The 1,349-nt window shown below is 53.5% G+C and carries 1 pseudogene; it reads right to left on the bottom strand.

Annotated elements, in window-relative coordinates:
* Positions 1–56 precede the first annotated feature (56 nt).
* Positions 57–1,256 (bottom strand): annotated as a pseudogene (locus CJ260_RS12435) (IS256 family transposase); the annotation flags it as partial.
* Positions 1,257–1,349: the final 93 nt, after the last annotated feature.

The following is a 1,349-nucleotide window of genomic DNA, read 5'->3' as shown; positions in this document are numbered from 1 at the left end:
AAGGTAGTGTCAAGTATTTTTCGCAAAATGGTTTGCAGGCCCTGATATGAGTGAAGTCACCCAGCAATGGAGGTATCCTCCAGAGCCGCCTGTAGGTGCTTCATGTTCATGTACTTCTTGTTGCCCCACTGGGTACCGGCCACATGGCGCAGCCGGGCACAGACCAGCATGAGGGCGGAGTTGCCGTCCGGGAAGCTGCCCACCACACGGGTACGGCGGCGGATCTCCCGGTTAAGCCGTTCCATGACGTTATTAGTACGGATACGGGTCCAATGTTCACAGGGAAAATCGCAGTAAGTCAGCGTTTCCTCAATGCCATCCTCCACCTTCTTGGCAGCCTCTTTCAGTTTCATGGAACGCAGTTCTTCTACCACGGCCCGGGCTTTCTCACGGGCAGCTTTCTTGCTCTCCTGCGCATGGATCGCTTTGAGCATTTTGGCCACCAGCTTCACCTTGGAACGAGGCGTTACAGAGAAGATATTGCGGTAAAAGTGTACAGTACACCGCTGGTACTTGGCCTCTGGAAACACTTCTCCTACAGCTTCCAGCATACCCAGGCACTTGTCGCCAACTACCAGTTTAACTCCATCCAGGCCCCGGCCTCGCAGCCATTGAAAGAAGCTGACCCAGCTAGCCTTGTCCTCCTTCATGCCCTCGGCAGCCCCAAGAACCTCACGGTATCCATCTTCATTTACCGCAATCGCTACCAGAATGGCCACATTCTCAAACTCTCCGCCCCAGTTGCGACGCAAGTAGATGTCGTCCACATAAACATACGGGTAATGCCCTCCCTGTAAGGGGCGGTTACGCCAATCCTCAATGTGGACATATGCCTTCTTATTCAGTTCACTGATGGTTGAGGGCGACACTTTGCTGCCCCACAGCGCCTCTGTAATGTCTTCCACACGCCGGACGGATACACCGGCCAGATGCATCTCGATGAGGGCTTCTTCTACGCTGCTTTCACGGCGGCGATACCGCTCAATAATGGCGGTCTCAAAGGAAATCCCTTTGAGCTTGGGTACCTTGAGGGTAACGTCCCCGGAAGTGGTAGTGAGGCTGCGCCTGTAGTGGCCGCTGCGATAGCCCTGACGCTTCTCATTGCGCTCGTATCGGGCCGCCTGAGTCAGTTTCTCTGCCTCGGCCTCCAGCAGCTCGTTGAGAGTCTCCTCTACGCTGCCACGCACAAGATCCTTGAGCTGTCCCTTGATTACTTCCTCGTTAAGCTGTACAATCTTTTCAGACATGGTTTGCTTGCTCCTTTCAGAATGGTGTGTCGCGACTTCATTCTACCAGAGTTCTGCAAGCCATGTCTCTTTTTATTTTTGCGAAACTTATTGTACCTTATC

The organism is Megasphaera sp. ASD88 (genome assembly GCF_002287425.1).
Classification (GTDB): Bacteria; Bacillota; Negativicutes; order Veillonellales; family Megasphaeraceae; genus Megasphaera; species Megasphaera stantonii.
Note: the sequence above shows the minus strand (reverse complement) of the source record. Positions and strands in the feature narration are given on the sequence as shown.